General features: G+C 69.3%; 23 protein-coding genes. 9 read left to right on the top strand and 14 right to left on the bottom strand.

Annotated features, from left to right (window positions below):
- Nucleotide 1: 1 nt before the first annotated feature.
- The 4 genes from ACWDZ6_RS19300 to ACWDZ6_RS19315 all read right to left on the bottom strand — a co-directional run bounded on the left by ACWDZ6_RS19300 (nucleotide 2) and on the right by ACWDZ6_RS19315 (nucleotide 3,723).
- Nucleotides 2–322, bottom strand: coding sequence for a bifunctional 3-phenylpropionate/cinnamic acid dioxygenase ferredoxin subunit (locus tag ACWDZ6_RS19300; RefSeq protein ID WP_366733911.1), 321 nt, complete (start codon nucleotides 320–322; stop codon nucleotides 2–4).
- Nucleotides 322–1,503: a Fe-S cluster assembly protein SufD gene (gene sufD / locus ACWDZ6_RS19305; protein WP_389184638.1), complete on the bottom strand. Its 1,182-nt coding sequence runs from the start codon at nucleotides 1,501–1,503 to the stop codon at nucleotides 322–324. Before sufD ends, ACWDZ6_RS19300 begins: the two co-directional genes overlap by 1 nt.
- Before the next feature lie 61 nt (nucleotides 1,504–1,564).
- A complete protein-coding gene (gene sufB / locus ACWDZ6_RS19310; protein ID WP_451503825.1) occupies nucleotides 1,565–2,986 on the bottom strand; it encodes a Fe-S cluster assembly protein SufB in 1,422 nt (473 codons plus the stop codon).
- Complete coding sequence (locus ACWDZ6_RS19315; protein ID WP_326649161.1) at nucleotides 2,983–3,723, bottom strand: helix-turn-helix transcriptional regulator; 741 nt, start codon at nucleotides 3,721–3,723, stop codon at nucleotides 2,983–2,985. The genes sufB and ACWDZ6_RS19315 overlap by 4 nt, the downstream gene beginning before the upstream one ends.
- Before the next feature lie 516 nt (nucleotides 3,724–4,239).
- Here ACWDZ6_RS19315 and ACWDZ6_RS19320 point away from each other — a divergent pair.
- The 4 genes from ACWDZ6_RS19320 to ACWDZ6_RS19335 all read left to right on the top strand — a co-directional run bounded on the left by ACWDZ6_RS19320 (nucleotide 4,240) and on the right by ACWDZ6_RS19335 (nucleotide 8,137).
- Nucleotides 4,240–5,166 carry an ABC transporter ATP-binding protein gene (locus tag ACWDZ6_RS19320; RefSeq protein WP_451503826.1) on the top strand — a complete coding sequence of 309 codons (927 nt, stop codon included), beginning with the start codon at nucleotides 4,240–4,242 and terminating at the stop codon, nucleotides 5,164–5,166.
- Nucleotides 5,163–5,948, top strand: a complete 786-nt coding sequence (locus tag ACWDZ6_RS19325) for an ABC transporter permease (protein ID WP_451503827.1) — start codon at nucleotides 5,163–5,165, stop codon at nucleotides 5,946–5,948. The genes ACWDZ6_RS19320 and ACWDZ6_RS19325 overlap by 4 nt, the downstream gene beginning before the upstream one ends.
- A gap of 49 nt (nucleotides 5,949–5,997) precedes the next feature.
- On the top strand, nucleotides 5,998–7,107 hold the full coding sequence (locus ACWDZ6_RS19330; protein WP_451503828.1) for a hypothetical protein: 1,110 nt from the start codon (nucleotides 5,998–6,000) through the stop codon (nucleotides 7,105–7,107).
- Between the two features lie 70 nt (nucleotides 7,108–7,177).
- Nucleotides 7,178–8,137, top strand: coding sequence for a COX15/CtaA family protein (locus ACWDZ6_RS19335; protein WP_451503829.1), 960 nt, complete (start codon nucleotides 7,178–7,180; stop codon nucleotides 8,135–8,137).
- A gap of 33 nt (nucleotides 8,138–8,170) precedes the next feature.
- Here ACWDZ6_RS19335 and ACWDZ6_RS19340 read toward each other — a convergent pair whose 3' ends face one another.
- The 3 genes from ACWDZ6_RS19340 to ACWDZ6_RS19350 all read right to left on the bottom strand — a co-directional run bounded on the left by ACWDZ6_RS19340 (nucleotide 8,171) and on the right by ACWDZ6_RS19350 (nucleotide 10,702).
- The gene (locus tag ACWDZ6_RS19340) at nucleotides 8,171–9,256 is read right to left on the bottom strand and encodes an amidohydrolase family protein (RefSeq protein WP_366733903.1); all 1,086 of its coding nucleotides are present in this window, start codon (nucleotides 9,254–9,256) and stop codon (nucleotides 8,171–8,173) included.
- A 65-nt stretch (nucleotides 9,257–9,321) separates the two neighbouring features.
- The gene (locus tag ACWDZ6_RS19345) at nucleotides 9,322–9,642 is read right to left on the bottom strand and encodes a hypothetical protein (RefSeq protein WP_326649167.1); all 321 of its coding nucleotides are present in this window, start codon (nucleotides 9,640–9,642) and stop codon (nucleotides 9,322–9,324) included.
- Nucleotides 9,643–9,754: 112 nt separating this feature from the next.
- Nucleotides 9,755–10,702 (bottom strand): heme o synthase, encoded by a 948-nt coding sequence (locus ACWDZ6_RS19350; RefSeq protein ID WP_326649168.1) that lies wholly within the window; start codon nucleotides 10,700–10,702, stop codon nucleotides 9,755–9,757.
- A 317-nt stretch (nucleotides 10,703–11,019) separates the two neighbouring features.
- Here ACWDZ6_RS19350 and tkt point away from each other — a divergent pair, with 317 nt between their 5' ends.
- Genes tkt through pgl form a run of 5 tightly spaced genes read left to right on the top strand, consistent with a single transcriptional unit; the run spans nucleotide 11,020 to nucleotide 17,611 of the window.
- Complete coding sequence (gene tkt, locus ACWDZ6_RS19355; RefSeq protein ID WP_451503830.1) at nucleotides 11,020–13,122, top strand: transketolase; 2,103 nt, start codon at nucleotides 11,020–11,022, stop codon at nucleotides 13,120–13,122.
- A gap of 34 nt (nucleotides 13,123–13,156) precedes the next feature.
- Nucleotides 13,157–14,275: a transaldolase gene (gene tal / locus ACWDZ6_RS19360; protein WP_451503831.1), complete on the top strand. Its 1,119-nt coding sequence runs from the start codon at nucleotides 13,157–13,159 to the stop codon at nucleotides 14,273–14,275.
- 5 nt (nucleotides 14,276–14,280) lie between these two features.
- Entirely contained in the window at nucleotides 14,281–15,813 is a 1,533-nt protein-coding gene (gene zwf / locus ACWDZ6_RS19365) for a glucose-6-phosphate dehydrogenase (RefSeq protein WP_451503832.1), read from the top strand.
- The gene (gene opcA, locus ACWDZ6_RS19370; protein ID WP_451503833.1) at nucleotides 15,810–16,832 is read left to right on the top strand and encodes a glucose-6-phosphate dehydrogenase assembly protein OpcA; all 1,023 of its coding nucleotides are present in this window, start codon (nucleotides 15,810–15,812) and stop codon (nucleotides 16,830–16,832) included. Before zwf ends, opcA begins: the two co-directional genes overlap by 4 nt.
- Nucleotides 16,829–17,611, top strand: coding sequence for a 6-phosphogluconolactonase (gene pgl / locus ACWDZ6_RS19375; protein ID WP_389184607.1), 783 nt, complete (start codon nucleotides 16,829–16,831; stop codon nucleotides 17,609–17,611). The genes opcA and pgl overlap by 4 nt, the downstream gene beginning before the upstream one ends.
- A 162-nt stretch (nucleotides 17,612–17,773) precedes the next feature.
- Here pgl and ACWDZ6_RS19380 read toward each other — a convergent pair whose 3' ends face one another.
- From ACWDZ6_RS19380 to ACWDZ6_RS19410, 7 genes are all read right to left on the bottom strand, one after another.
- Entirely contained in the window at nucleotides 17,774–18,184 is a 411-nt protein-coding gene (locus ACWDZ6_RS19380; RefSeq protein WP_451503834.1) for a DUF3052 domain-containing protein, read from the bottom strand.
- Between the two features lie 336 nt (nucleotides 18,185–18,520).
- Entirely contained in the window at nucleotides 18,521–20,173 is a 1,653-nt protein-coding gene (gene pgi, locus ACWDZ6_RS19385) for a glucose-6-phosphate isomerase (protein WP_451503835.1), read from the bottom strand.
- A gap of 150 nt (nucleotides 20,174–20,323) precedes the next feature.
- On the bottom strand, nucleotides 20,324–21,535 hold the full coding sequence (locus ACWDZ6_RS19390; RefSeq protein WP_451503836.1) for an MFS transporter: 1,212 nt from the start codon (nucleotides 21,533–21,535) through the stop codon (nucleotides 20,324–20,326).
- Nucleotides 21,536–21,637: 102 nt separating this feature from the next.
- Complete coding sequence (locus ACWDZ6_RS19395; RefSeq protein ID WP_003957010.1) at nucleotides 21,638–21,973, bottom strand: RNA polymerase-binding protein RbpA; 336 nt, start codon at nucleotides 21,971–21,973, stop codon at nucleotides 21,638–21,640.
- A 135-nt stretch (nucleotides 21,974–22,108) separates the two neighbouring features.
- On the bottom strand, nucleotides 22,109–22,345 hold the full coding sequence (gene secG, locus ACWDZ6_RS19400) for a preprotein translocase subunit SecG (protein ID WP_326649177.1): 237 nt from the start codon (nucleotides 22,343–22,345) through the stop codon (nucleotides 22,109–22,111).
- A gap of 107 nt (nucleotides 22,346–22,452) precedes the next feature.
- Complete coding sequence (gene tpiA, locus ACWDZ6_RS19405; protein WP_389184594.1) at nucleotides 22,453–23,241, bottom strand: triose-phosphate isomerase; 789 nt, start codon at nucleotides 23,239–23,241, stop codon at nucleotides 22,453–22,455.
- A gap of 7 nt (nucleotides 23,242–23,248) precedes the next feature.
- Nucleotides 23,249–24,460, bottom strand: coding sequence for a phosphoglycerate kinase (locus ACWDZ6_RS19410; protein WP_451503837.1), 1,212 nt, complete (start codon nucleotides 24,458–24,460; stop codon nucleotides 23,249–23,251).
- Nucleotides 24,461–24,525: the final 65 nt, after the last annotated feature.

Consider the following 24,525-nt stretch of genomic DNA (forward strand, 5'->3'; position numbering starts at 1 on the left):
CTCAGGACTCCTGGGTGACGGAGACGAGCACATCGTCCCCTTCGATCTTTACGGGGTATACGGGGACGGGGCGCGTCGCGGGAAGGCCGGACGGCTTACCGGTGCGGAGGTCGAAGCTGGAGCCGTGCAGCCAGCACTCGATCTGACAGTCCTCCACCTCGCCCTCGGACAGGGAGACATTCGCGTGCGAGCAGATGTCGTTGATCGCGAACACCTCGCCCTCGGTGCGGACGACAGACACCGGCGTGCCGTCGAGTTCCACCCGCTTCGGGGTGCCCTCCTCCAGCTCGCTCAGCCCACAGGCTCGGACGAAGGCTGCCATCAGACGGATGCCTCCAGCTCCGCGTCGATCTTGGCCAGCAGGCGCGCCTCGACGTCGGGCAGGCCGATCTTCTGGACCAGCTCGGCGAAGAAGCCACGGACCACCAGGCGGCGCGCCTCGTCGGCCGGGATGCCACGGGACTGCAGGTAGAAGAGCTGCTCGTCGTCGAAGCGGCCGGTGGCGGAGGCGTGACCGGCGCCGACGATCTCGCCGGTCTCGATCTCCAGGTTCGGTACGGAGTCGACGCGCGCACCGTCCGTGAGGACGAGGTTGCGGTTCATCTCGTATGTGTCCGTGCCCTCGGCCACGGCCTCGATCAGCACATCGCCGATCCACACCGCGTGCGCGTCCTGACCCTGCAACGCGCCCTTGTAGGCGGCGTTGGAACGGCAGTGCGGGGCGTTGTGGTCGACCAGGAGGCGGTGCTCCTGGTGCTGACCCTCGTCGGTGAAGTACAGACCGAAGAGCTCGGCCTCGCCACCGGTGCCCGCGTAGGAAACGCGGGGGTGCAGGCGTACGACATCGCCGCCGAAGGTGACGACGATCGACTTGAAGGAGGCGTCCCTGCCGACCAGCGCATTGTGCTGGGAGACGTGGACGGACTTGTCGTCCCAGTCCTGGACGGAGACGACGGTGAGCTTCGCTCCGTCGCCGAGCAGGTAGTCGACATTGGAGGCGAGCACCGCGTCACCGGTGTGGTCGATGACCACGACAGCCTCGGCGAATGCGCCGAGTTCGATGATCTGGTGGGCGTAGGCGGTGCCGCCTTCCCCGTGCACGGCGATACGGACCGGCTCGGTGAGAACCGTCTCCTTGGGCACGGTGACGACCGAGGCCGTCTCGAAGGAGGAGTACGCCTGGGCGGCGACACGGTCCACCGGGGTGCCCGCCCTGCCGAGCCGTGCGTCATCACGGCCGACGGTCTCGATGATCACGCCTTCGGGGGCGTCGATCGCGACCTTGACGGCGCTGCCGGTAGCGACGGCGGTGCCGTCGTGCAGACCGGCCAGCCGCTCGAGCGGAGTGAAGCGCCACTCCTCCTCCCGGCCGTGCGGGACCGGGAAGTCCGCCACGTCGAAGGACGGCGGTGCACTCATGCGGGTGGCGACGGTCGACTCGGCGGCCACCGCGATCGAACCGGCAGTGGTGGAGCCCGCCGGAATGTTCTGAGCCTCAGCCATGGCTGTCGTCTTGCTCTCTTCCTACGTCGAAAAACAGTCGCTGCTCGGGGAGGGCGGGGCCTTAGCCGACCGACCCCTCCATCTGCAGCTCGATCAGCCGGTTGAGCTCCAGCGCGTACTCCATGGGCAGTTCCTTGGCGATCGGCTCGACGAAGCCGCGCACGATCATCGCCATCGCTTCGAACTCCGTCATACCGCGGCTCATCAGGTAGAAGAGCTGGTCGTCGGAAACCTTGGAGACGGTCGCCTCGTGGCCCATGGACACGTCGTCCTCGCGGACATCCACGTACGGGTAGGTGTCGGAGCGGGAGATCGTGTCGACCAGCAGCGCGTCACAGAGCACATTGGACTTCGAGCCCGCAGCGCCCTCGCCGATCTCGATCAGACCGCGGTAGGAGGTACGGCCGCCGCCTCGCGCCACCGACTTGGAGACGATGTTCGAGGAGGTGTTCGGGGCCATGTGGACCATCTTGGCGCCGGCGTCCTGGTGCTGGCCCTCGCCCGCGAAGGCGATGGACAGGGTCTCGCCCTTGGCGTGCTCGCCCATCAGGTAGACGGCCGGGTACTTCATGGTGACCTTGGAGCCGATGTTGCCGTCGACCCACTCCATGGTCGCGCCCTCGTACGCCACGGCGCGCTTGGTGACCAGGTTGTAGACGTTGTTCGACCAGTTCTGGATCGTCGTGTAGCGGCAGCGGCCGCCCTTCTTGACGATGATCTCGACGACGGCGCTGTGCAGCGAGTCCGAGGAGTAGATCGGGGCGGTACAGCCCTCGACGTAGTGGACGTAGGCGTCCTCGTCGACGATGATCAGCGTCCGCTCGAACTGGCCCATGTTCTCCGTGTTGATACGGAAGTAGGCCTGCAGCGGGATGTCGACCTTCACGCCCTTGGGGACGTAGATGAAGGAGCCACCGGACCACACGGCGGAGTTCAGCGAGGCGAACTTGTTGTCGCCGACCGGGATGACCGTGCCGAAGTACTCCTGGAAGAGCTCCGGGTGCTGCTTCAGCGCGGTGTCCGTGTCGAGGAAGATGACGCCCTGCTCCTCCAGGTCCTCACGGATCTGGTGGTAGACGACCTCGGACTCGTACTGGGCGGCGACACCGGCGACCAGGCGCTGCTTCTCCGCCTCCGGGATGCCCAGCTTGTCGTACGTGTTCTTGATGTCCTCGGGCAGGTCCTCCCAGGACTCCGCCTGCTTCTCCGTGGAGCGCACGAAGTACTTGATGTTGTCGAAGTCGATGCCCGACAGGTCCGAGCCCCAGCTCGGCATGGGCTTCTTGTCGAACAGCCGCAGACCCTTGAGCCGCAGCTTCAGCATCCACTCCGGCTCGTTCTTCTTCTCCGAGATGTCGCGGACGACCGCCTCGGAGAGGCCGCGCTTGGCCGTGGCACCGGCCGCGTCGGAGTCGGCCCAGCCGAATTCGTACGTACCCAGACCCTCGAGTTCGGGGTGGGCAGTCTCCGTGGGGAGAGTCATGCGGGGTTCCTCCCGGCCGTATTTGCAGATGCTGACTGTGTGGTGGTCTGGGGTGAGCTGTGCGGGATGAACGTCGTACAGACGCCGTCACCATGGGCGATGGTGGCCAGACGCTGTACATGCGTTCCCAGGAGACGGGAGAAGACCTCGGTCTCCGCCTCACACAGCTGGGGGTACTGCTCGGCGACATGAGCGACCGGGCAGTGGTGCTGACAGAGCTGCTGGCCGACCGGTGCGTTACGCGCCGTAGCAGCGTACCCGTCGACACTCAGGGCCTTGGCCAGCGCTTCGGTGCGCTCCTCGGGTGCCGCGGCGTCCACCGCCTTGCGGTAGGCCTCCGCCTGCGTGGCCATCCGGTCCCGGGCGAAGGCGGCGACGGCCGCCTCTCCCGCCGCTCCGCCGCCCGCGGTCCGCTCGATCCAGCGGAGCGCGTCGACGGCCAGCGTGTCGTACGACTGGTCGAAGGCGTCCCGGCCGCAGTCGGTGAGGGCGAACACCTTGGCGGGTCGCCCGCGGGTACGCGCGCCGTAGATCCGCTGTTCACGGGGCTCGACGACATTGTCGGAGACGAGGGAGTCGAGGTGACGGCGTACGGCTGCCTGGGTGAGGCCGAGGCGCGTAGCGAGGTCGGCCACGGTGGACGGGCCGTGGTCCAGGACGGACCGGGCGACCCGGTTGCGCGTGGAGCGCTCCCCGGTCGCAAGTTCCTCGTGAGGAGCCTCGCCAACGTTTTTCACAACGCCATTGTTGCGTAATTCCTCTGGCCGTGACAACCGACGTCCAAAACGTGGTCCGGTGCGCTTCATCACTAAGGGTCACCTAAGCGCCGGGGCCGTCCAGCGACTGCCGGACGGGTCCTGACCAGGTCATTGTTACGAAATCGACCGGCCAGATCCGGGCGGTCGGCGACCCTGCTCGAATACAGCGGAGGCTTGCCGGAAAACGCACCGGAGGCTTGCCGGAATGTGCCACCAACCGCAGGTTGACCTGCCCGCCTGCCCCCCTCCGTCCCTGACCCGAAACTCGAGGTCCGGTCATGGACCGAACGGACGGCCGCCGCCGGATCGAGGTTGGGCACGTACTGTGCCCCCTCGGCTCAGCTCCGCGAAGCCCCCGGTGCTCCGCCGCACGGATCGGATCGGCCACCGGCAGACACCCCGCGGTGCCGGGTCCGCCGCGTGGCGGAATCGGTGTGCGACGGTCCCGGGCCCCCGCGCCCCGGGGCCCTTCGCCCCCCGCCTAGACTTCCCGGCATGCGAAGCGAGCCCGTCGTCCAGATCCGTGGCCTGGTCAAGCGGTACGGATCCAAGACGGCCGTGGACGGCCTCGATCTCGAGGTCCTCCAGGGCTCCGTGACCGCCGTCCTCGGCCCCAACGGAGCCGGCAAGACCACCACGATCGAGACGTGTGAGGGCTACCGGCGCGCCAACGCGGGCACGGTGCGCGTCCTGGGCCTCGACCCCGTCGCCGACGCCGGCAGACTCCGCCCCCGGATCGGCGTGATGCTCCAGTCCGGCGGTGTGTACTCGGGCGCCCGCGCCGACGAGATGCTGCGCCATATGGCCAGACTGCACGCCCATCCGCTGGACGTCGACGTGCTGATCGAGCGGCTGGGGCTCGGCAGCTGCGGCCGTACGGCATACCGGCGCCTCTCCGGCGGCCAGCAGCAGCGGCTCGCGCTGGCGATGGCCGTCGTCGGCCGCCCCGAACTGGTCTTCCTGGACGAGCCGACCGCCGGCCTCGACCCGCAGGCCCGCCGATCCACCTGGGAGCTCGTACGCGAGCTCCGCGCCGACGGCGTCTCGACCGTCCTCACCACCCACTTCATGGACGAGGCCGAGGAGCTCGCCGACGATGTCGCGATCATCGACGCGGGCCGGGTCATCGCCGGCGGAAGTCCCGAGCAGCTGTGCCGGGGCGGCGCCGAGAACACGCTGCGCTTCACCGGGCGGCCCGGGCTGGACGTCGGCTCGCTGCTCAAGGCGCTGCCGGACGGTACCGCGGCGGCCGAGCTCACGCCCGGGGCGTACCGGATCACCGGCGAGGTCGATCCGCAGCTGCTGGCGACCGTCACGTCCTGGTGCGCGCAGCACGGCGTAATGCCGGACGGGATCGCCGTCGAGCGGCACACCCTCGAAGATGTCTTCCTCGAGCTCACCGGCAAGGAGCTGCGTTCATGAGCCTCGGTACGTACACGCCGAAGCCCGGCGCCGCGCCGCTGCCCCGCATGATCGCGGCGCAGACCGCTTTCGAGACGAGGATGCTGCTGCGCAACGGCGAGCAGCTGCTGCTCACCGTCGTCATCCCGTCGCTGCTGCTGGTCCTCTTCTCCACCGTCGACATCCTCACTCTGCCCACCGCGGCAACGGGCGGCAGCGGCAAGGCCGTCGACTTCCTGGCGCCCGGCGTGCTCGCCCTCGCCGTGATGTCCACCGCCTTCACCGGCCAGGCCATCGCGACCGGCTTCGAGCGGCGGTACGGAGTCCTCAAGCGGCTCGGCGCATCGCCGCTCCCCCGCTGGGCCCTGATGAGCGCCAAGACGCTCTCCGTCCTGGCCACCGAAGTCCTCCAGATCGTGCTGCTGACCGTCATCGCCTTCGCGCTCGGCTGGTCCCCGCACGGCAACCCCGCGTCCGTACTCCTGCTGCTCGTCCTCGGCACCGCAGCCTTCTCCGGCCTCGGCCTGCTGATGGCCGGGACGCTCAAGGCCGAGGCGACCCTGGCCGCCGCCAATCTGGTCTTTCTGCTCCTCCTGGTGGGCGGCTCAGTGATCGTGCCGCTGGACAGGTTCCCGGACGGCGTCCAGTCGGTGCTCGCGCTGCTGCCGATCTCGGCGCTCTCGGACGGTCTGCGCGATGTGCTCCAGCACGGCGCCGGAGTGCCGTGGGGCGATCTCGGGATCCTCGCTGTCTGGGCGGTACTCGGACTCGGCGCGGCCGCACGGCTCTTCCGCTGGGACTGAATCACGGGCCAGTATGAGCCTGCCAAGATCCGCACGGTGGGAGGCGTCGATGGAGCGGACTGCCGCACTGCGACTGGACGCGGAGTGGGCGAAGGTCAGGTCCGGCAGGGCCGGTGCCTCCCCCCGGGAGCGCGAGCGCATGCTGACGGACCTGATCGCGGCGCTCGCCGCGCATGCCGAGGACGATCTCTCACTCACCGCCCGGCTGAGCCTGCGGTACGGCGATCTTGCGCGCCACCACTTCGACACCGGCCGCCGCGAGGACGCGCTGGCCGCCGTCGACCTTGCGATCCGGCGCTGCCAGGAGCCGGCCAGACATGACGAGAAGCACGCACGCTGGTACGCCCGCGCGCTGATCAGTCAGGCCGTCTACCTGGCCGAGCCGCTCAGCGACGAGCTGGGTCTGCCCCGCTACGCCCTCCATCCGATGGGCGAGCAGCCCTCGTGCGGCGAACGCGAGGACGGACTCGCCGCCCTGGCGGCCACCCGCCGGGCCATCGAGGTCTGGGAGAGCCTCGACCGCTCGGACCCGCGCAACCAGGAGGGCCTCGCTCAGGCGCATGCCTGTCTCGGCGACCGGCTGGAGGAGTTGGGCCTGCCGGTGGAGGCGGCGTCCTGGGCCGTGCGGGCCGAGCGTGAGTTCCACGCCCTGTGGTCCGCGTGCGACCCGCCCGGGGCGGCCCACGCAGTGGCCCTCGAGCACCTCGACGACCAGTTGGAACGCAGGCTGCGACGCTGCCCCTTCGACGGTGGACTGACATATTTGCGGGCGGAGGACCTGCTTCCGGAGCGGCTGCTGCCGCTCGCGGTCCTCGCGGCGCGGATCGAGGGCGTGGATCCGGATGCCATCGCCGAAGGGCTGGGCCTGGACGGCGCGGAGGTCAGGCGGATCCTGCGGGCGCGGTCGTGGCGGGCGGTGTGGCGGTTCGACGTACGGGACGGCGCCGACGGGCCCTGGACCCCGCTGACGCACCCGTGGCGTGGCACGGACGCCGTCACGGACCGCAGCGCGGAGGCGGTGGCGGCGGAGCTGGCCGACGCGTTCCTGCACTCGCCCGACCGCCCGCCGCCCTCGGCGCACTGGCGGATCGCCGTGTGGTGGGAGGAGGAGGACCATCTCGACGACTCGCGCTTCCGGCTGGCGTACGCGCCGTCCTGACCGGACCGGCGGATCCGCGGACCCGACCCCTCGTGAAAACGTGCACAATCGCCCGCCTACGATAGGGCCCGTGCAGACCCCACTCGCCCAAATCGCCCAGCGCTGGACGCCCACACCCCGGACCCTCCGGCGCGCTGCGCTCTCCGCCGTCGTGATGAGCGTGGTCATCATCGTCACCGGCGGCGCGGTCCGGCTGACCAGCTCCGGCCTCGGCTGCGACGCCTGGCCCAAGTGCACGGACGACAGCCTCTTCGCCACCCCCGAGCAGGGCATCCACGGCGCGATCGAGTTCGGCAACCGGATGCTGACATACGTCCTGTCGGCGGCGGTCGGCTGGACGATCGTCGCGGCACGCGCCACCAAGCCGCTGCGGCGCGGACTGACCCGGCTCGCCTGGTCGCAGTTCTGGATCGTGATGGGCAACGCCGTGCTCGGCGGCATCACGGTATGGGCGGGCCTCAACCCCTGGACCGTGGCCGGGCACTTCCTGCTCGCCACCGGGCTGCTCACGGTCGCCACCATCACGTGGCAGCGCACCCGCGAGGGCGACGGCACGCCGCGCCCGCGCGTCCCGCGCCCGGTCCGCAAGCTGTCCTGGGCGATCGTCGCCCTCTCGGTGCTGCTCATCGCGCTGGGCACGACGGTGACCGGTTCCGGCAAGCATGCCGGCGACAGCAGTGACGTACCGCGTATGCCGTGGGACTGGGCGGACGCCGCGCATATCCACGCCTTCGCCGCCTGGGCGGTCTGCGCGCTGGCCGTGGCGATGTGGCTGGTGCTACGGGTGGTCGACGCCCCGGACGACACCCGGGCGCGCGCCCGCGATCTGCTGATCGTGCTGCTCGCCCAGGGCGTCATCGGCTATGTCCAGTACTTCACGCACGTCCCGGAGACGCTGGTCGCCGCCCATATGCTCGGCTCCGCGCTGATGTGGATCGCGGTGGTGCGCCTCGCGCTGAGCCTGCGCGAGCGTCCGGAGAACGACGCGGAGATCCCGGCGCAGGCCGACTCGGCGCTCTCCCGCGTCTGACGGGCGGGCGTCCGGCAGCCGGACGCCCGACCGTCAGGCGTCCGGCAGTGCGTAGACCCGTCGGGCATTGCCCGCCGCGATCATCCCCGCGACCCGTTCCGCGTCCGTACGGGCCCAGGCGCCGTCGCCGACCCAGCCGCCGAGCACCCGGCTGAGCGCCTCCCGGAAGATCCGGGCGCCCACCACATGCAGCTCCGGCAGGCCGCGCGCACCGCTGGAGAACAGCAGCTTCCCGAATGGCGCGAGCTCCAGGATCTCCGCGAGGACGGCGGCGGCCCGAGCCCCTGTGTGTACGAGAGCGGGCCCGAGATCGGCGTACACATGCGGGTAGACGCTCGCCAGATGCGCGGCGTGCCGGTGGTACGGATAGCCGTGCAGCAACACCAGATCGGTGCCGAGACCGGCGGTCGCGGCCGCGAAGCCGGTGAGCAGCATCGGATCCTCGACCCCGACATGCAGCTGGAGCGGCAGCCCTGAGGCGACCGCGATCCACAGCAGATGCCGCACCAGCACGGGATCGGTGAGCCTGCCGCCGACCTGCCGCCCGGCCAGCCAGCGCCCGGCGGCCCCGCGCACCTCGCCGGGGCCCGGGGGCTCGGGGGCGAGGGCGAGTCCGTGGCCCACGGCCGCGACCGAGGTGAAGGCGACGGCGGAGGCGGCGGCCCCGTGCACGGCCTCGGCGAGATTCGCGAGGAAGCTCTCCACGGTGCCCGAGGTGTCGGCGACCTGCTCGGCGAGGAGTTCGAGACGGACGATCTCGCGCGCGTCGGCCGAACCGGCCGCGGCGATCTCGCGCGGGCCCGTGAGGTCACCGGGCAGACCGGTGTCCACGAGATAGGTGGAGATTCCGCTGCCCCGCAGCAGCCGTCTGCCCGCCTCGAGCACGCCGAGCTCGCGGCGGCGGGCGAGATAGCGGGCGGGCGGGCAGTGCGGCTCAAGACCCAGCAGCGGCGGGCACCAGCGCCGTACGGCGAAGCCTGTCTGGGTGTCGAAGAAGGTGGTGCCGGGCGCGGGTGGCCCCGCAGTTCTGCCCAGATGGGCCTCGAAGGTGCCGAGGCCCAGCTCCGTACGGAGCACTCCGTGGCAGTACTGGTCCACAAGGGTCGGGGTGTCGATCATCCGGTCTCCCATTCGTGGACCGTGCTTCCACAGTCCTAACGGGTGACACCCCGACGAGGTGTTGCTCAGTCGTTGGACGGACCGCCGACCTGGATGCCCGCCATCCGGGTCCACTCGTACGGCCCAGTGCGGACCTTCGCCGCGAACTCGCCGTCGAACGACTCGTGCAGCGTGATCCCGGCCTTCTCGGCCGCGGCCTGTGCGATGGAGTGGCTCGGCGCGACCAGGTCGCCCCAGCCGCCGTCCTCGCCGACGAGCACGAGGCGGGTGCCCGCCTGACCGATGTATTCGAGCTGCCCCTCGGCGCCGCCGTGCGCCTTGGCGAAGGCGCCGATCTGCTTGGCGAGCTTGGCCGCCTTGCGCTCTGCCTGCTTGGTGTCTGCCATGCAGCGATGCTACTTGCGGGTACGGCGCCCTGGCGACGCCGGGGTCACGTGGTGTGGGCCACTGGTGCCTGCCCGGACCCCGGTCCTCGAGTGTCCGGAGGGCCAAAGTGCGCTAGCGCAGGAAGGGGTCCACCGCGACCGCCACGAAGAGCAGCGACACATAGGTGATGGACCAGTGGAAGAGCCGCATCTCCTTGAGCTTGCCGCCCGTCGCCCCGGACTTGGCGCGGCGCTGCAGCGAGTGCGCCTCCCAGAGCCACCAGCCGCCGGTGACCAGCGCCACCGCGGTGTAGAACCAGCCGGTGTAGCCGAGCGGCGTCAGCAGCAGCGAGACGGCGACCATCACCCAGCTGTAGAGGACGATCTGCCGGGCCACCACGGTGTTGGAGGCGACGACCGGAAGCATCGGCACACCCACACGCGCGTAGTCCTCCTTCACCTTCATCGACAGCGGCCAGTAGTGCGGCGGCGTCCAGAAGAACATGACGAGGAAGAGGATGACCGCGGCCCAGGACATCGAGTTGGTGACGGCGGACCAGCCGATCATGACCGGCATGCAGCCGGCGATGCCGCCCCAGACGATGTTCTGCGAGGTACGGCGCTTCAGGATCATCGTGTAGACGATGACGTAGAAGAGCAGCGCGCCCAGCGCCAGCGCGGCGGACAGCCAGTTGACGAGGAGCCCGAACCAGAGCGTCGAGACGACGGCGAGGGCGAGACCGAAGACCAGGCACTCGCGCGGGGACACCATTCCGGTGACCAGCGGACGCTGCGACGTACGGTCCATCAGGGCGTCGATGTCGCGGTCGATGTACATGTTCAGCGCGTTGGCGCCGCCTGCGGAGAGGTAACCGCCGATGCACGTCGTGAGCACGAGCCAGAGGTCGGGAACATCCTGCGCGGCGAGGAACATCACCGGGACGGTGGTGATCAGCAGCAGCTCGATGATCCGTGGTTTGGTCAGCGCCACGAATGCCTTGACGCGAGCCCCGAACGGCCGATGGCCCCCCGGGCTGGGAGTCAAGACGACCCCTGCGGGTCGGGACTCGACGGCCGTCACGCACACCCCTGACAGAGAAATCCCAGCAAGCTTCCGGCGTGAGGACCCGGTAAAGACTTGCGCGTACCACGCCACTCTAGACGTTGCCCAGACACCGATCTTCGCGGGGGTGGGCTCGTGTTGAGCGGTGGCCGCACGGCACGCGTATACACCGCCGACAGGCGGAGACGACGCTCTGACCGCACCCTGGCTGTGTCCGGTTTTTTGAAAGGCGTGCACTCGAAAAGAGGCGCGTTGCTCCGGGGGTAGGCTCGACAACGCCCGGTGCTTCCGTCGTCACCGGGATACGAACATGTGGAGAGGAGCCCTGACCCAGGGTGAGCACCAAGCCGACCACCACAGACCTCGAGTGGACCGATCTGGACCAGCGGGCCGTCGATACCGCCCGCGTCCTGGCCATGGATTCCGTACAGAAGGTCGGCAACGGCCACCCCGGTACGGCCATGAGCCTCGCGCCCGCCGCCTATGTCCTGTTCCAGAAGCTCATGCGGCACGACCCCGCCGATCCGGACTGGACCGGCCGCGACCGGTTCGTACTCTCCGCGGGGCACACGTCCCTGACCCTCTACATCCAGCTCTTCCTGGCCGGGTACGGCCTGGAGCTCGATGACCTGAAGGCCTTCAGGACCTGGGGTTCGAGGACCCCGGGCCACCCGGAGTACGGGCACACGCCGGGCGTCGAGACGACGACGGGCCCGCTCGGCCAGGGCGTCGCCAATGCCGTGGGCATGGCCATGGCCTCGCGCTACGAGCGCGGCCTGTTCGACCCGGACGCCGCCCCGGGCACCTCGCCGTTCGACCACACCATCTGGGCCGTCGCCGGTGACGGCTGCCTCCAGGAGGGCATCTCCGCCGAGGCGTCCTCGCTGGCCGGGCACCAGAAGCTCGGCAACCTGGTGCTGCTGTGGGACGACAACCACATCTCCATCGAGGGCGACACGGAGACGGCCGTCTCCGAGGACACCCTCCAGCGGTACGAGGCGTACGGCTGGCACGTCCAGCGTGTCGAGCAGAAGCCCGACGGCGACCTCGACCCGGCCGGTCTCCACAAGGCCCTCAGGGCGGCGCAGGCCGAGACGGAGCGCCCCTCCTTCATCGCGGTCCGCTCGATCATCGCCTGGCCCGCCCCGCACGCGCAGAACACCGAGGCCGCGCACGGCTCGGCGCTCGGCGACGAGGAGGTCGCGGCCACCAAGCGCGTCCTCGGCTTCGACCCGGAGAAGAGCTTCGAGGTCTCCGACGAGGTCCTCGCGCACACCCGTGAGGCGCTCGACCGCGGCCGCGAGGCCAAGGGCGAGTGGGAGAAGACGTTTGCCGCGTGGCGCACCGCCAACCCGGAGCGCGCCGCCGAGTTCGACCGGATCCGCTCCGGCGAGCTCCCGGTGGGCTGGGAGGAGAAGCTCCCGGAGTTCGAGACCGGCAAGGGTGTCGCCACCCGCGCCGCCTCCGGCAAGATCCTGCAGGCGCTGGGCGCGGTCATTCCCGAACTGTGGGGCGGCTCCGCCGACCTGGCCGGTTCGAACAACACGACGATCGACAAGACGTCGTCGTTCCTGCCCGACGGCAACCCGCTGCCGGGTGCGGACAAGTACGGCCGCACGATCCACTTCGGCATCCGCGAGCACGCCATGGCCGCGACCATGAACGGCATCGCGCTGCACGGCAACACCCGTATCTACGGTGGCACCTTCCTGGTGTTCTCCGACTACATGCGCAACGCCGTACGGCTCTCGGCGCTGATGCACCTGCCGGTGACGTACGTGTGGACGCACGACTCGGTCGGCCTCGGCGAGGACGGGCCGACCCACCAGCCGGTGGAGCACCTGGCCTCGCTGCGCGCGATCCCGGGCCTGAACATCGTCCGGCCGGCCGACGCGAACGAGACCGCCATCGCCTGGCGCGAAATCCTCAGGCGCTACACCAAGAAGTTCGGCAAGGGCGCCCCGCACGGCCTCGCGCTGACCCGCCAGGGTGTACCGACGTACGAGGCCAACGAGGATGCCGCCAAGGGCGGTTACGTCCTGTTCGACGCCGAAGGGCCCGAAGGGCAGGGCACGGCGCCGCAGGTCATCCTCATCGGCACCGGCTCGGAGGTCCAGCTGGCTGTCGAGGCGCGCGAACAGCTGCAGGCCGCGGGCGTTGCGACCCGGGTGGTCTCGATGCCGTCCGTCGAGTGGTTCGAGGAGCAGGACCAGTCGTACAAGGACAGCGTCCTGCCGCCGGCCGTGAAGGCCCGGGTCGCGGTCGAGGCCGGTATCGGTCTGACCTGGCACCGCTTCGTCGGCGACGCGGGACGCATCGTTTCGCTGGAGCACTTCGGCGCTTCGGCCGACGGCAAGGTCCTCTTCCGCGAATTCGGCTTCACTGCCGACAACGTGGCCGCCGCAGCCCGGGAATCTCTGGAAGCCGCCGCGCGCTGACGCCGGTATACGACAAGTAGGAGATGCAATTCTCATGACAGACGCACTCAAGCGCCTCTCCGACGAAGGCGTCGCGATCTGGCTCGACGACCTGTCGCGCAAGCGGATCACCTCCGGCAATCTCGCCGAACTGATCGACCAGCAGCACGTCGTGGGCGTCACCACCAATCCCTCGATCTTCCAGAAGGCCATCAGCAGCGGCGACGGCTACGAGCAGCAGCTCGCCGACCTCGCCGTGCGCAAGGTGACCGTCGAGGAAGCCGTACGGATGATCACGACGGCGGACGTCCGGGACGCCGCCGACATCCTGCGTCCGGTCTTCGACGCCACCGGCGGCCAGGACGGCCGGGTCTCCATCGAGGTCGATCCGCGGCTCGCGCACAAGACCGCGGCGACCATCGCCGAGGCCAAGCAGCTGGCCTGGCTGGTGGACCGTCCGAACACGCTCATCAAGATCCCGGCGACGAAGGCCGGCCTGCCGGCGATCACCGAGGTCATCGGCAGGGGCATCAGCGTCAATGTCACGCTGATCTTCTCGCTGGAGCGCTACCGCGAGGTCATGGACGCCTACCTGGCCGGTCTGGAGAAGGCGAAGGCCTCGGGCCTGGACCTCTCCAGGATCCAGTCCGTGGCGTCCTTCTTCGTGTCCCGCGTGGACACCGAGATCGACAAGCGGCTGGACGCCCTGGGCACCCCGGAGGCCAAGGAGGCCCGCGGCAAGGCGGCTCTCGCCAATGCCCGTCTGGCGTACGAGGCATACGAAGAGGTCTTCAGCAGCGACCGCTGGGCCGCGCTCGACAAGGCCCAGGCCAATAAGCAGCGTCCGCTGTGGGCCTCGACCGGCGTCAAGGACCCGGCGTACAAGGACACCATGTACGTCGAGGAGCTGGTCGCCCCGGGCACGGTGAACACCATGCCGGAGGCCACCCTGGACGCCACCGCCGACCACGGTCGGATCACCGGTGACACGGTCCGCGACACGTACGAGCAGGCCCGTGCCGACCTCGACGCCGTCGAGAAGCTCGGGATCTCCTACGACGAGGTCGTGCAGCTGCTCGAGGACGAGGGCGTGGAGAAGTTCGCCACGTCCTGGAACGACCTGCTCAACTCGACCGAGGCCGAGCTCAAGCGCCTCGCTCCTTCGGAGGGCTGACCAACTTGTCCGGTCTCAGCGGAGCCAACCCGCTCCGTGACCCCGCAGACCGACGGCTCCCGCGTATCGCGGGGCCGTCGGGCCTGGTCATCTTTGGCGTCACGGGCGATTTGTCACGTAAAAAGTTGATGCCAGCCGTCTATGACCTGGCCAACCGCGGGCTGCTGCCGCCGGGCTTCTCGCTCGTCGGTTTCGCCCGCCGTGAGTGGAAGGACGAGGACTTCGCGCAGGAGGTCCACGACGCCGTCAAGGCTCACGCCCGTACGCCGTTCCGCGAGGAGGTCTGGCAGCAGCTCATCCAGGGGATGCGCTTCGTCCCGGGCAACTTCGACGACGACGACGCCTTCGAACGGCTGAAGTCGACCATAGAGGACCTCGACAAGAAGCAGGGCACCGGCGGCAACTTCGCGTTCTATCTCTCCGTACCGCCGAAGTTCTTCCCGAAGGTCGTCCAGCAGCTCAAGAAGCACGGGCTCGCCGACCAGAAGGACGGTTCTTGGCGCCGCGCGGTCATCGAGAAGCCGTTCGGCCACGACCTGGTCTCCGCCCAGGAGCTCAACCAGGTGGTGCACGAGGTCTTCCCGTCCAACGAGGTCTTCCGGATCGACCACTATCTCGGCAAGGAGACCGTCCAGAACATTCTGGCGCTGCGCTTCGCCAACACCCTCTTCGAACCGATCTGGAACCGGTCGTACGTCGACCATGTCCAGATCACCATGGCCGAGGACATCGGCATCGGCGGCCGTGCCGGCTACTACGACGGTATCGGCGCCGCCCGTGACGTCATCCAGAACCACCTGCTCCAGCTGCTCGCGCTGACCACGATGGAGGAACCCGCCTCCTTCGACGCCGACGCGCTCGCGGCCGAGAAGACCAAGGTGCTGGGCGCGGTGAAGCTGCCCAAGGACCTGTCCAGGAACACGGTGCGCGCGCAGTACACGGCCGGCTGGCAGGGCGGCGAGAAGGCCGTCGGCTATCTCGAGGAAGAGGGCATCGACCCCAAGTCGAAGACCGACACCTACGCGGCCATAAAGCTGGGGATCGACAACCGCCGCTGGGCCGGAGTCCCGTTCTACCTCCGTACCGGCAAGCGGCTCGGCCGCCGTGTCACGGAGATCGCGGTGATCTTCCAGCGCGCCCCGCATTCCCCCTTCGACCACACGGCGACGGAGGAGCTGGGCCAGAACGCCCTGGTCATCCGCGTCCAGCCGGACGAGGGCGTGACCCTGCGGTTCGGCTCGAAGGTGCCGGGCACCTCGATGGAGGTGCGGGACGTCTCGATGGACTTCGCGTACGGCGAGTCCTTCACGGAGTCCAGCCCGGAGGCGTACGAGCGCCTCATCCTCGATGTCCTGCTCGGCGACTCCAACCTCTTCCCGCGCGTGGAGGAGGTCGAGCTGTCCTGGAAGATCCTCGACCCGATCGAGGAGTTCTGGGACGAGCACGGCAAGCCCGCGCAGTACCCGGCCGGGACCTGGGGTCCGGTCGAGGCGGACGAAATGCTCGCACGCGACGGACGGAGCTGGCGTCGGCCATGAAGATCGACCTTACGGACACCACAGCCAGCAAGATCAACAAGGCGCTGGTGCAGGGACGGCGGGCCGTCGGCACGCAGGCCGTCGGCATGGTGCTCACCCTTGTCATGGTCACCGACGAGGAGAACGCCTACGACGCGCTGAAGGCTGCCAACGAGGCGTCCCGCGAGCACCCCTCGCGAAAGCTCGTCGTCATCAAGCGGGTCTCGCGATCGCCGCGCGACCGGGCGAAGGCACGCCTGGACGCCGAGGTACGGGTGGGCGCTGACGCGGGCACCGGTGAGACGGTCGTCGTGCGGCTGTACGGCGAGGTCATCAACCACGCCCAGTCGGTGGTGCTGCCGCTGCTCCTGCCGGACGCACCGGTGGTGGTCTGGTGGCCGGTGAACGCGCCGACCGACCCGGCCAAGGACCCGCTGGGCGCACTGGCACAACGCCGGGTGACGGACACCTACGCCTCCGAGAAGCCGGTGCGGGAGCTGGCGGCGCGTGCCGAGGTGTACACCCCCGGCGACACCGATCTTGCCTGGACCCGGATCACGCCGTGGCGCTCGATGCTCGCGGCCGCTCTGGACCAGGTCAACTGTGACGTCACCGCGGCGGAGGTGGAGGGCGAGGAGTTCAACCCGAGCTGCGAGCTGCTCGCCATGTGGCTCGCGGACCGGCTGAAGGTGCCGGTGAAGCGCTCGTTCTCCGCCGGTCCCGGCCTCACCGCCGTACGGATGGAGAGCAGCTGCGGTCCGATTGTGCTGGACCGGGCGGACGGCTCGCTGGCGACGCTGTCGATCCAGGGCCAGCCGGACCGCGCGGTGGCACTCCACCGGCGTGATACGGCCGAGCTGATCGCGGAGGAACTGCGGCGGCTGGACCCGGACGACATCTACGCCTCTGCGCTGCGGTTCGGCGTGGACCGGCTGGCCGGTCCGGAGGAAACCGGGGCTGACGATACGTCGAAGTCCGATGCCAAACCCGCCTCCGCCGCCAAGAAGCCCGCTCCGGCCAAGAAGGCGGCTGCGAAGTGAGCGCTCCACAACTCGTTGTCCACCGGGACAAGGAGTTGATGGCACAGGCCGCCGCGGCCCGGCTGATCACGAAGATCGTGGACGCCCAGTCCGCGCGCGGCTCGGCGTCGGTGGTCCTGACGGGGGGCCGTAACGGCAACGCCCTGCTGGCCGCTCTCGGCACCTCAACGGCCCGGGACGCGATCGACTGGCCGCGGCTCGACCTGTGGTGGGGCGACGAGCGGTTTCTCCCGGAGGGCGACCCGGAGCGCAATGTCACGCAGGCCCGCGAGGCTCTGCTGGACAAGGTGCCGCTGGATCCGGCCCGGGTGCACGCGATGCCCGCGTCGGACGGCGAGTACGGCAACGACGCGGACGCGGCTGCCGCCGCGTACGCGGCCGAACTCGCCGCTGCGGCGGGCCCTGAGGACCATGGTCCGGTGCCGACGTTCGACGTGCTGATGCTGGGTGTCGGCCCGGACACCCATGTGGCGTCCCTCTTCCCGGAGCTGCCCGCGGTCCGCGAGAGGGAGCGCACGGTGGTCGGCGTCCACGGCGCGCCCAAGCCGCCGCCGACCCGTATCTCGCTCACGCTCCCGGCGATTCGCGCGGCACGCGAGGTGTGGTTGCTGGCGGCGGGCGAGGACAAGGCGAAGGCGGTGAAGATCACGCTGTCGGGCGCGGGCGAGGTGCAGGCTCCGGCGGCGGGCGCGTACGGACGCGGCCGGACGCTGTGGCTACTGGACGCCGCGGCGGCCGCACAGCTGCCGCGCGGCCTGTATCCGCCGGCGTCGCCCTGACCGTGGGGCTCCGCCCCGGACCCCACGCGGCCGCAGGCGTACGGGGTCCGGGGGCTTGCCCCCACGCGGCGGAGCCGGATATCGAAACAGCGGAAAGGGGCGGGTCCCGGAACAGGCCCCGCGGGAAGGGGCGGGTCCCGGAACAGGCCCCGCCGCGGGCGCTCAGCCCGCCCGGTTCTCCAGCCGCCGGACGAACTTCAGCCCGGACCAGTCCTCACCCAGCGCCGCGACCTTCACATCGACGATGCCGAGCGGGAGGAAGTGGTCCCGCAGCGCGTTCTCGGTGATGTCGCTCTCATGGCCGGCAGCCTTGCGCGGCCAGGCGATCCAGAGCATGGCCGGGTCCGCCAAGTCCTCGACGAGCGCCGCCGCGTCGGCTGCCAGATCGGAGTGCGCACGGTAGAAGGCCAGCGTCACATCGGCGTCGCGCGAGCCGCGCTCCCCGACTCTGACCCCTTCGGGCAGTTCGGGAATCGTCCAGTCCTGGGGCCGGTGTCTGAGCGCGACGCGCTGACCCGGCTTGATACCGAGCTTCTTGGCCGTCGGAGTGCCCGGGTAGCCGGATGTGGTCATACGGGGATTGTCGCGCCGTCCTCGGCCGCATCGCATCCCGCCGTCCGCTCCTCCCGTATCAGGAACGGCACCCGCAGCCCCGTGACCTCCCGGCGGTGCGCCCGGAACCACCACGCGGGGAGAAGGCGGTGCAGGCCGGACCCGGCACCGCCGGCACCCGGGCGACTGTCAGCGGCCACGGCCGTGCGGGCGCGGTCAACGCGCCCAGCACGGCCAGGACCACCACCGGTACGGCGGTGGTCAGGAGCCACCGCACTCGCCACCGGCCGACGACCCGCTCATCGAGCGTGTTGTCCGGCGGCCGTGCGGCCGCACCGGGCCCACCCCGTCATCGGCTCAACGACCGCGTAGCGTGCGGTACTTGGTGACCAGCGTCGAGGTCGAGCTGTCCAGGTTCTCGCCGCCCTTTCCTGCCGTCAGCACCGGCTCGATCTTCCTCGCCAGGACCTTGCCGAGCTCGACGCCCCACTGGTCGAAGGAATCGATGTTCCAGATGGCGCCCTGGACGAACACCTTGTGCTCGTACAGCGCGATCAACTGCCCCAGCACGGACGGCGTCAGCCCCTCGGCGAGGATCGTCGTCGTCGGGTGGTTGCCCGGGAACGTCTTGTGCGGCACCAGCTCCTCGGGCACGCCTTCCGCCCGTACCTCCTCCGGAGTCTTGCCGAAGGCGAGCGCCTGTGTCTGCGCGAAGAAGTTGGCCATCAGCAGATCGTGCTGGGCGACCAGACCGGGCGGCAGGTCCGCGACCGGATGGGCGAAGCCGATGAAGTCCGCCGGGATCATCTTCGTGCCCTGGTGGATCAGCTGGTAGTACGCGTGCTGGCCGTTGGTGCCCGGCGTGCCCCAGACCACCGGACCGGTCTGCCAGTCCACCGGATTGCCCTCGCGGTCCACGGACTTGCCGTTGGACTCCATGTCGAGCTGCTGGAGGTAGGCGGTGAACTTGCCCAGATAGTGGGAGTACGGCAGCACGGCATGCGTCTGCGCGTCGAAGAACTCGCCGTACCAGACCCCCAACAGGCCCAGCAGCAGCGGTGCGTTGGCCTCTGGCGGGGCCGTGCGGAAGTGCTCGTCGACCAGGTGGAAGCCGTCGAGCATCTCCCGGAAGCGGTCGGGGCCGATCGCGATCATCAGCGAGAGGCCGATGGCGGAGTCGAAGGAGTACCGCCCGCCGACCCAGTCCCAGAACTCGAACATGTTCGCCGTGTCGATGCCGAAGTCGGCGACCTTCTCGGCGTTCGTCGACAGCGCCACGAAGTGCTTGGCCACGGCTTCCTGGCCGGCCTGGAGACCGGTGAGCAGCCAGTCGCGGGCGGAGGTGGCGTTGGTGATGGTCTCGATGGTGGTGAAGGTCTTGGAGGCGATGATGAAGAGCGTCTCGGCCGGGTCCAAGTCCCTTACGGCCTCGTGCAGATCGGCCCCGTCGACATTGGACACGAAGTGGAAGGTCAGCTCGCGAGCGGTGTAGGAGCGCAGTGTCTCGTACGCCATCGCCGGGCCCAGATCGGAACCGCCGATGCCGATGTTCACGACGTTCTTGATGCGCTTGCCGGTGTGTCCGGTCCACTCGCCCGACCTGATCCGGTCGGAGAAGGCGCTCATCCTGTCGAGAACCGCGTGCACCGCGGGTACCACGTTCTCGCCGTCCACCTCGATCACTGCGTCACGCGGGGCGCGCAGCGCCGTGTGCAGGACGGCGCGGTCCTCCGTGATGTTGATCTTCTCGCCGCGGAACATCGCGTCCCGCAGTCCGAATACATCGGTGACCACGGCCAGCTCGCGCAGCAGCGCCAGCGTCTCGTCGGTCACCCGGTGCTTGGAGTAGTCGAGGTACAGATCTCCGACCTCGAGGGTGTACTCGGTGCCGCGCGCCGTATCGGCTGCGAACAGCTCCCGCAGATGCGTCTCCCCCAGCTGCTCGCGGTGCTTGCCGAGAGCAGTCCATTCGGGCGTCTGGTTGAGCCTGGTACGGCCTTCTGCGTTCACAGAGATTCACCTCGCGTGGACGGTCGGTTCAGCCCCGCTGACCTGCTTTTCGGCCGGGGGTCCTGGGGGTTCCCCCCGGGAGGACACAGCATCTTGGACATCAGCCCACTTCTTCTCGTACCTGCCTGCATGCCCCACTGCGTCTCCAACCTAATTGATCAGCGGGGTCAGCGACGCGACAGCGGGCACGAAGAGTACGGCCGTCAGCAGAGCGGGTGCGTTCGGTCCCCAGGCGGCGGCCGCCGCACCGCCCAGCAGGGCGCCGAGCGGGGCGCCGGCGACCGCGAGCGTACGGAAGGCGGAGTTGATACGGCCCAGCATCGCCGCCGGACTGCGCTCCTGCGTCAGCGTCATCCGGTTGACGTTCCACACCATGCCCATGACCCCGAAGACCGCCATCGAGGTGATCGTCACCCACAGCTCGCGCACGGATCCCATCGCGACCAGGCATCCGGTCTGCACGATGCCGGCTGCGAACACGCTCCGTATTCGGCCGAAACGCTCGGAGAACCGGCGGGCCAGCAGACCGCCGACCGCACCGCCCGCCCCGGCAGCCGTGATCACCGCCGCATACCCGCCGTTCCCGGCGTCCAGCCAGCCGGTGACATGGACGACGAGGGTGGCGATGAGGGCACCCATGCCGATATTGCAGAGGGTGGTGGCGATACAGAGTCCGCGTTGCACGCGGTCCCGCCACAGGGTCCGCAGCCCTTCCCCGATCTCGCCGCGCAGGGTGCTGCCGGCCGCTCCAGGAGCCCTCGGAGGCGCCCCGACCCGCAGTGAGGCGACCAGCACCGCCGCCACGACATACGTCGCCGCATCCGCCGCGTACGGCACTGCGGCGCCCACGACGAGCAGCGCCGGCACCACCGGGGCGGCCAGGAAGCTGCCGACGATCTGCTGTGCGGTCATCAGCCTGGCGTTGGCACTGCCCAGCGCCTCGGCCGGCACCAGCGAGGGCAGCAGGGCTGTGGCAGCGTTGTCGAAGAGCGTCTGGAGCGTGGTGAGCGCGAAGGCGAGCCCGAAGAGCAGGGCCATCGAGCTCAGGTCCAGCCACACCGCGACGGCGAAGGCGGCCATCAGCGCGCCCCGCAGGAGATCGACGGCCCACATCGCCCGCCGCTGGTCCACCCGGTCGGCGACCGCGCCGCCGAGCAGTCCGAACAGCAGCCAGGGCAGATAGCCGCACGCCGTCACCGAGGCGATCAGCAGCGGGTCGTCGGTCAGTGAGGCGGCGAGCAGCGGCATCGCTGCCATCTGGAGCGAGTCGCCGAACTTCGAGACGACGGCGGCCGTCCACAGCCGTCCGAACCCCCCGCGCCATGCGGGTGTTCGCGCCTGTGCCACTTCGGTCGCCGTCACAACATCCCCTTCCGGTCCGTGATTCAGAACCGTAAGGGGTGCCACTGACAACGAAGCAAAAAGTTCGGCCGGACACCTTGGTGTCCGGCCGGACCGCAACTTCTAGATTTCGCCCCGCAGTTTGGCGAGCGCCTCGGCGAGAATCGCCTCGCCGTCCGCGTCGCTGCGCCGCTCGCGTACATAGGCGAGGTGCGTCTTGTACGGCTCGGTGCGCGGCGGGTCCGGCGGGTTGTCCCGGTCCTGGCCGGCCGGGAACCCACAGCGCGGGCAGTCCCAGGTATCCGGGACCTGTGCGTCACTGGCGAAGCTCGGCTGCGTCTCGTGCCCGTTGGAGCACCAGAAGGAGATGCGGAGGCGCGGCGCGGACTCGCCTCGCTCAGCCTCGCCCATCGGCCCCGCTCCGACCCGGCTTCCCCGGATCGCGTTGCCACTTGCCACGGTCGTAACTCCCTGCGTGATGGTGCTGCACAGCGTCTCACAGCGGCTGCGCCGCGAGTGCCCCAGTCTACGTAAGGCCCAACGCTCGTCCAGTGATTGGAGTTACACCCGACCCCGGGACGCGGAAGGCGTCGGTCAGCTGTCCAGCTTCATCAGCAGACCAAGTACGACAATGCACGCAAACCACAGCAGACCGATAACCACGGTGATGCGGTCGAGGTTGCGCTCGGCGACCGAGGAACCACCGACGGAGGACTGCATACCGCCACCGAACATGTCGGAGAGACCGCCGCCCTTCCCCTTGTGCATCAGCACCAGCAGCATCATCAGCAGGCTGAAGACGATCAGGGCAATCGAGAACCCGACAATCACGGCTGGACCAACTTCCTCGGACTGAATGGACGACGGGGGCCGAGCGGCATTTCCATGATGCCTACTCGGCCCCCGCAAGGGTACGACGGATCCGCGCTACCGCATACTTACTGGTCGCGGAACCGGACGATCTTGACGAACTCTTCGGCGTCCAGCGACGCGCCGCCCACCAGTGCACCGTCCACATCGGGCTGCGCCATGATCGCGGCGACGTTCCCGGACTTCACCGAGCCGCCGTACTGGATCCGGACCTTGTCGGCCAGTTCCTGGGAGTACAGCTCGGCGAGACGCCCGCGGATCGCCCCGCAGACCTCCTGCGCGTCCTCGGGGGTCGCGACCTCACCGGTACCGATGGCCCACACCGGCTCGTACGCGATCACGATGGACTCGGCCTGCTCGGCCGGGATGTCCTTCAGTCCGCCGTCGAGCTGCGCCAGCGTGTACTGGACCTGGTTGCCCGCCTTGCGGATGTCCAGGCCCTCGCCGATGCAGAGGATCGGGGTCAGGCCGTGCCGGTAGGCCGCCTTCACCTTGGCGTTGCAGAGCTCGTCCGTCTCGGCGTGGTACTGCCGGCGCTCGGAGTGGCCCACCACGGCATAGGTGCACTTCAGCTTGGACAGCATGGAGCCCGAGATCTCACCGGTGTACGCACCGGCGTCCTGCGCCGAGAGGTCCTGGGCGCCGTACTTGATCTTGAGCTTGTCGCCGTCGACCAGGGTCTGTACGGACCGGAGGTCGGTGAAGGGCGGCAGAACGGCGACCTCGACGGCGTCGTAGTCCTTGTCCGACAGGGCGAAGGCAAGCTTCTGGACATGCGCGATGGCCTCGAGGTGGTTGAGGTTCATCTTCCAGTTGCCCGCCATGATCGGGAAACGGTCCTGAGCAATGTCAGTCATAAGGGGGTCAGTCCTCCAGTGCGGCGAGGCCGGGGAGCGTCTTGCCCTCGAGGTACTCGAGGCTGGCGCCACCGCCGGTGGAAATGTGGCCGAATGCGTTCTCGTCGAAGCCGAGCGTGCGCACGGCCGCGGCCGAGTCACCTCCGCCGACGACAGTGAAGCCCTTGCTGCCGAGCAGCGCCTCGGCAACGGCCTTGGTGCCCTGAGCGTAGTCAGGGTGCTCGAAGACGCCGACCGGGCCGTTCCAGAAGACGGTCTGGGCGTCGGCGATCTTCGACGCGAAGAGCTCGCGCGACTTCGGGCCGATGTCCAGGCCCTCCTTGTCGGCGGGGATCTTGTCCGCGTCGACAACGATGTAGTCGGCCGGGGCCTTGGTCTTCAGGTCCGGGAACTCGCCCGAGGCCAGGACGTCGACCGGCAGCACCAGCTCGACGCCGTTCTTCTCGGCGCGTTCCATGTACTCGGTGACGGTCGGGATCTGGTCCTCCTGGAGGAGGGAGATGCCGACCTCGTAGCCCTTGGCCTTGAGGAAGGTGTAGGCCATGCCGCCGCCGATGAGGATGCGGTCGGCCTTGCCGAGCAGCGCGTCGATGACACCGAGCTTGTCGGAGACCTTGGCGCCGCCGAGGATCACGACATAGGGGCGCTCGACCTCATCGGTGAGCTTCTTGAGGACCCGGACCTCGGTGGCGATGAGGTAGCCGGCGGCGTGCGGCAGGCGGGCCGGGAGGTCGTACACCGAGGCGTGCTTGCGGTGGACGGCTCCGAAGCCGTCGCCGACGTACACATCCGCGAGCTCGGCGAGCCGGTCGGCGAAGGCGCCGCGCTCGGCGTCGTCCTTGCTGGTCTCACCGGCGTTGAAGCGGAGGTTCTCGATGACGGCGACCTGGCCGTCGGCGAGGCCGGCGACGACGGCCTTGGCCGAAGCGCCGACGGTGTCGGTCGCGAACGCGGCCTCGGTGCCGAGCAGCTCACCGAGACGCTTCGCGGCCGGGGCGAGCGAGAAGGCCGGGTCCGGGGCACCCTTGGGGCGGCCAAGGTGGGAGGCGACGATGACACGCGCGCCCGCCTCGGCGAGCTTGGCGACAGTCGGCACAACGGCTCGGATGCGGCCGTCGTCGGTGATGGTGGTGCCGTCGAGCGGCACATTGAGGTCGGCGCGGACGAATACACGCTTGCCGGCGACCCCGTCGGCGAGAAGTTCGTCGATCGTCTTCATGAATAGGGCTCCTCAGGCTGGACGTGCGACAGGGCTCGGACTGCGCTGCGCTGCGCTGCCCGAGC

The sequence above is a fragment of the Streptomyces sp. NPDC002926 genome, from assembly GCF_053591755.1.